Here is a 5,785-nt window from a genome sequence, read left to right on the forward strand (position 1 = left end):
CGCAGCGTCGCCAACAGCACGGTTGCTGCGGACGGTGTCGCCTGGCTGGCGCTCGGGCACCGGCGGGGGAGTGCCGCCGAACTCCGGGCACAGGTCCTTGTAGCTGCACCAGCCGCACAGTCTGCTGGGCCTGGCTCGCCACTCACCCGTCTCCAGCGCCCGCTCGATGGCCTGCCACAGGGCCTGGACCTTCCTCTCGGTGGCCAGCAGGTCGGCCTCGTCGGGTGCGTAGCGCAGGACCTCGCCGCCACCTCCCAGATACATCAGCTGGAGCAGGCGGGGCACCGAGCCGCGCAGCCGCCACAGCACCAGCGCGTAGAATTTCATCTGGAACAGCGCCTTGGCCTCGAAGGCGGGCCCCGGGGCGCTGCCGGTCTTGTAGTCGACGACGCGGACCTCGCCGCTGGGCGCCACGTCCAGCCTGTCGATGTAGCCCCGCAGCATCAGGCCGCTGCCGAGCACCGCCTCCACGTAGAGTTCCCGCTCGGCGGGCTCCAGGCAGGTGGGGTCCTCAAGGGTGAAGTAACTTTCCAGCATGACGCGGGCCTGGGCCAGCCACTCGGCGCGGTCGTCGTCACCGGTGAACATGCCGGCATACGAAGGATCCTCCTGCTGCAGCCTGTGCCACTGCGGCTCCAGCAGGTCCTGGGCCGCGGCGACCGTGCGATCGGGGGCGGGCAGGTCGTACAGCCGTTCCAGCACGGAGTGGACCATCGTGCCGCGCACGGCGGCCGGCGACGGAGGCTCGGGGAGCCTGTCGATCACCCGGAAACGGTAGAGCAGCGGGCACGTCATGAAGTCACCCGCCCGCGACGGCGACAGGGCTCCGATGATCGTGGGCTCGGTCAGCGACATGACCGCACTGTAGGTCACGGTGACGACAGTTTGCGCCCGAGGTGCCCTCGTGGCGTCTGCCGGGGGTCCGGCGGCGCGTACCATCGAGGCTTGAGGGTGGATTGAACACGGGTTGAACGAGGAGTGGTGAGCCAGCGGTGAGCAGCGACAGCCCACGCCGGGACAGTTCAGGGCTGCGGATGGGCCGGCCGTTCGGCATTCCGGTCTACGTCTCGCCGACCTGGCTCATCGTGGCGGCGTTCATCACCTACTCGTTCCAGGGCGTGGTGGCCTACTGGCTGCCCGAACTGAGCATCCCGATCACGTACGTCGTCGCGTTCGTCTTCGCGGTGCTGCTGTACGTCTCGGTGCTCCTGCACGAGCTGGCGCACTGCGTGGTCGCCAGGATGTACGGCCTGCCGGTCCGGCGCATCACGCTCTACCTGCTCGGCGGCGTCTCGGAGATCGAACGCGAGCCGGAGACGCCCGGCAGGGAGTTCATGGTGGCCTTCGCGGGCCCCCTGCTCTCGCTCGGCCTGGCCGGGCTCGGTTTCGCCGCCTCCCGGATCATCGACCCCGGAACGATCCCCGGCGTCCTGGTCTTCCAGCTCTGGTTCGCCAACCTGATCGTCGGTGTCTTCAACATGCTGCCGGGGTTGCCGCTCGACGGGGGGCGCATGCTCCGCGCGGGCGTCTGGAAGATCACCCGCAAGCCCGGTACCGGCACGATCGCCGCGGCCTGGGCGGGCCGGGGGCTGGCCGTGGCCCTGGTCGCGATCCCCATCGGGCTGGCGCTGGCGACCAGGTCGGCGCCGGACATGACGTTCGCCTGGTCGGTGCTGCTGGCCGCCTTCATCTGGTTCGGTGCCACCCAGGCGCTGCGCGGTGCCCGGGTGCGCGCCCGCATCCCCAAGGTCAACGCCCGTGCCCTGGCCAGGAGGGCCATCGCGGTCACCGGTGACGTGCCGCTGGCCGAGGCCCTGCGCCGGGCGGCGGAGGCGCAGGCGGGGGCGATGGTGGTCGTCGACCATGAGGGCCACCCCACGGGCATCGTCAACGAGGTCGCGGTGGAGGCCACTCCGGAGAGCCGCCGCCCCTGGGTGACGACGGGTTCGCTCTCGCGCAGCCTCGAACCGTCGCTGGTGCTGGCCGCCGACCTGGAGGGGGAGCCGTTGATCGACGCCATGCGTGAATCCCCGGCGGGTGAGTATCTACTGGTGGAGCGTGGTGGCGAGATCTTCGGTGTGCTCGCGACGTCTGACGTGAATCGAGTGTTCAGCGGAGTTTAAGCGAACCACATGTCATTTGCAGGCGTCTCACTGAATACTCGCCGAAGACAGGACGACCAGAGAAAATCATCCCTGTTTGTCCTACTCGTTTTCGGCTCGTACCAGGACTAGGGTTTTGGCTAGTGAACTGGCTGGCCATGTAGCTTAAGGGACGTCAATTGGCACCCCCCCACACGCCGGCTCCGGCCGGCGATCTGACGCCGGATCTCCTCGGCGCGCCCGAATGGACCGACCAGATGGTCGCCGCCGCGGGCATACCCATGTACGACATCCCGTTCCTCACGGTCGGTGGCGGCATGGGCTCCTTCGTGACGCTCGACTATCTGAGGATCTACGGCGTCCCCACCTCGCAGATGCGGGTGGTCTCCAATATCGATCACCCATGGCAGACCTACGAGTTCCTCACCAGGTGCTCGCAGATCCCCCGTGGGGAGCGGATCCGCTCCGACTCCTCCTCTCGCCCGGACAACCTGTGGGGGTTCCCCTCCTACGCCCTGGAAGAGGCGTGGAAGGAGAAGAAACCGTCGTACCTGTGGCAGATCCTCACCGAACCGCTCCTGAACGACTACTGGACCCCGCGCGCGGGCACGGTCTTCGAGAACCTGGAGCGCGAGGCCAAACGCATCAACTACTGGGACATGCTGGTCAAGGGACAGGTGCGGATGGTCCGCCGCCGGGCCGGCGGCGGCTACTTCACGGTGGTCACCCCGCCGGACGGCGCGGCGGCGACCAAGCGCATCATCTTCCGCTCGCGCTTCGTGCACATCGCGATCGGCTACCCGGGCCTGAAGTTCCTGCCCGACCTGCAGGAGTTCCGGACCAAGCACGGTGACTACCAGCACGTCGTCAACGCCTACGAGCCGCATGAGCAGGTCTACGAGTTCCTGAAGACCAGGCCGGGCACCGTGGTCATTCGCGGCGGTGGCATCGTCGCCTCCCGGGTGCTCCAGCGGCTGTTCGACGACCGGGAGCGGTACGGCCTGCAGACCCAGATCATCCACATCTTCCGCACGTTCGTCAGCGGCTCCCACGGCCCGCACATCTGGTCACGCCGCAAGGGCGGGGACGGCTGGGCCTACCAGGGCTTCAACTACCCCAAGTCGGTGTGGGGCGGTCAGCTCAAGGCGCAGATGCGCAAGCTCGAGGGCACCGACCGGGCGAAGAAGTACAAGCAGATGGGCGGCACCAACACCCCCTACCGGCGACGCTGGCAGGAGCAGATGCGCGCGGGGCGCAGTGGCGGCTACTACCACCCTGTGCAGGGCACCGTCGACCGCGTGGAGCACAGCCAGGACGGGCGGCTGGTCAGCTACGTGCGCAGCAGCGACGGCATCGTCCGCGAGCCGGTCTCCGACTACATCATCGACTGCACCGGCCTGGAGGCCGACATCGCCGAGCATCGGATCTTCGCGGATCTGCTCCAGCACGGTGGGGCGTTCCGCAATCCGGTGGGCAGGCTCGAGGTGGAGCGCCACTTCGAGGTGAAGGGGACGGCCAATGGTGACGGTGCCCTCTACGCCTCGGGATCGGCCACGCTCGGAGGTTACTTCCCGGGTGTCGACACCTTCCTCGGCCTGCAGATCGCGGCTCAGGAGATAGCCGACGATCTGGCAAGACGAGGGTTCGTCAAAAAGATGGGACCGCTGCGCTCGACCTCGCAGTGGTTCAAATGGGCCTTCAACTCGTCGCTGTAAGGAGTAGTCCCCCGTGGTTCCGACTCTGTGGGGCCGTATTCAGACGCGCCTCTTCATGCTCGCCACCGTTGGCGCGATCATCACCCTGCTGATCGTGCCGGTGCTTCCCGGCTCCTCCGGGCCGCTCTCCGAGCGCTACGTCAACGGGTTCCTGGTCCTCGCGGCGGTAGCCGTGCTGGGGATCGTCTGGGAGCTGATATATCACTTCCTGATGCAGTTCAGATGGGAGAAGGACTGGCCGACCCTCTTCGGTCTGCTGACGCTCGTGCCCGAAGGCCTTGTGCTGTACTTTTTGCTACGGTCCGGTGCAGTCGATGTTATCGATCCGGTTCCGCCGGCCGCCTTCTGGACGCACTTCACGGTCGTCTGGGTATGCATCTGGCTGGTGACGAACGGCCCCATGCGGGTGCCGTTCATCCGGTGGCGTTTCCGGGGAGGGAGAGTTCTGTGACCGACCAGGGCTTCGGGGTGGTGCGTCCGCTTCCGGGCAACGGGCTGGTGGCCCATGTGGGCGGCCTGCTGCTGGTGTGCGACGCGGCCGAGGCCGTCGTTGAGGATCTGCTGGGGGCGCTGCGGGAGACCGCGGCCTCGGGCGGCGACGGCCGGTCGCTGGCCCGCCGGGTCGCCCAGATCCTCGCCGTCGTGATAGGCGAGCCGGTGGCGTGTGCCGTCGCCGGTCCGGTCAGCGGGGGAGTGGCCGTCCTGGTCAGCGGCCCGGCGTTCGCGGCGGTGACCGGCGCGGCCGGTGAGATCCAGCTCGCCGGGCGTGACGCGCTCACCTGGTCCGACCGCTTGGTTCCCGGCCCGGTGACCCGGGTGGAGCTGAGCCTGCCCGACGCCGGTGCCGCGCACCCGCTGTCCCGGCTGGACGCCGGAGTGATCGTCGCGGGCGGCGTCTGGTGCGACCTGACGGAGGCGGGGGCCGCCCCGCAGGCCATGCCGCGGATGGAGCCCGCCGCGCCACAGGTCCAGCAGGCGCCCCGGATGGAGCCCGTGGCCCCCGCGCCCACCCCGATGCCCGCGCCACCCGAGCGGCCGGCCTCCCCCGAGTGGTCGGCCCTCCCGGAGGGCGCCCCGCCGGCGCCCTACCCCCTGGGCCCGGCGGATCCCTATCCGCCGGTCACCGCCCCGCCGCCGATGGAGCCGCAGCCGCAGGCGTGGCACTCCGAGCCGATCCCCGCGGCCTCCCCGCAGGGGCCGATGCCCTCCACCGGACCCGCCCCCGCGATGGTCCACCATGAAGAGGTCCGTCACGAGGACATCGACACGGCCAGGGCCAGCGGGATGGGCGGGGATCCCGTCGACGTCCGCGACCAGCCGTTCGAGTACGAGTTGCTGACGCCCGGCGGTTCACAGTCCGGGGCCGAGTCTCCGGCGCCCGCGCCGAACTCCGGGGCCGAACCCGAGGCGCGGCCGCTGGTCTACGGGGTCGACTGCAAGAACGACCACTTCAACGACCCTCGCGTGCCCTACTGCGCGGTCTGCGGTATCGCACTGGTCCAGCGCACCCTCGTTCCCTACAAGGGGCCGCGCCCGCCGCTGGGGGTCCTGCTCCTGGACGACGGCCTCACGCTGCGGCTCGACACCGACTACCTGGTGGGCCGCGACCCCGAGCGGGCACCCGAGGTGGCCGACGGCTCTGTGCGCCCGGCCAAGGTCACCAGCCCCGACGGCTCGGTCTCCCGCCGGCATCTGCGGGTGGCGCTGGACGGCTGGGACGTCAACCTGGTCGATCTGGGATCTGTCAACGGCACCCAGATCCAGCCGCCCGGTGACCCCAACTTCTACGACATCCCGCCGAACGAGCCGGTTACGATCATGCCCGGCACCACCGTGCGGATCGGTGTCTCGCGCACCATGCGCTACGAGTCACACCGCAACCGCTGAGAACGCCTTTCGCCTTCCTGGCGGTTTCCAGGCGGTACGGCCATGGCCGTACCGCCCGGCGTGTTCTCGGGGTCCTTTCGC

At 69.2% G+C, this 5,785-nt stretch carries 5 protein-coding genes; 4 read left to right on the forward strand and 1 reads right to left on the reverse strand.

Annotated elements, in window-relative coordinates; all coding sequences use genetic code 11:
- Positions 1-855, reverse strand: an 855-nt coding sequence (locus ABZ260_RS45200; RefSeq protein ID WP_355630463.1) for a RecB family exonuclease, incomplete at its 3' end; no start/stop codon positions are given.
- 179 nt (positions 856-1,034) lie between these two features.
- Between ABZ260_RS45200 and ABZ260_RS45205 the strand changes: the two genes are divergently transcribed.
- The 4 genes from ABZ260_RS45205 to ABZ260_RS45220 all read left to right on the forward strand — a co-directional run bounded on the left by ABZ260_RS45205 (position 1,035) and on the right by ABZ260_RS45220 (position 5,704).
- Complete coding sequence (locus ABZ260_RS45205; protein WP_350965946.1) at positions 1,035-2,123, forward strand: site-2 protease family protein; 1,089 nt, start codon at positions 1,035-1,037, stop codon at positions 2,121-2,123.
- A gap of 158 nt (positions 2,124-2,281) precedes the next feature.
- On the forward strand, positions 2,282-3,817 hold the full coding sequence (locus ABZ260_RS45210; protein WP_355630466.1) for a hypothetical protein: 1,536 nt from the start codon (positions 2,282-2,284) through the stop codon (positions 3,815-3,817).
- Between the two features lie 13 nt (positions 3,818-3,830).
- Positions 3,831-4,268, forward strand: coding sequence for a hypothetical protein (locus tag ABZ260_RS45215; RefSeq protein ID WP_350919207.1), 438 nt, complete (start codon positions 3,831-3,833; stop codon positions 4,266-4,268).
- Complete coding sequence (locus ABZ260_RS45220; RefSeq protein WP_355630468.1) at positions 4,265-5,704, forward strand: FHA domain-containing protein; 1,440 nt, start codon at positions 4,265-4,267, stop codon at positions 5,702-5,704. Before ABZ260_RS45215 ends, ABZ260_RS45220 begins: the two co-directional genes overlap by 4 nt.
- Positions 5,705-5,785: the final 81 nt, after the last annotated feature.

The sequence above is a fragment of the Streptosporangium sp. NPDC006013 genome, assembly GCF_040614275.1.
Lineage (GTDB): Bacteria > Actinomycetota > Actinomycetes > Streptosporangiales > Streptosporangiaceae > Streptosporangium.

Bases quoted from the DNA above. Each gene is read 5' to 3' on its own strand.
- ABZ260_RS45205 (WP_350965946.1), top strand. From the start codon at position 1,035: ATGGGCCGGCCGTTCGGCATTCCGGTCTACGTCTCGCCGACCTGGCTC.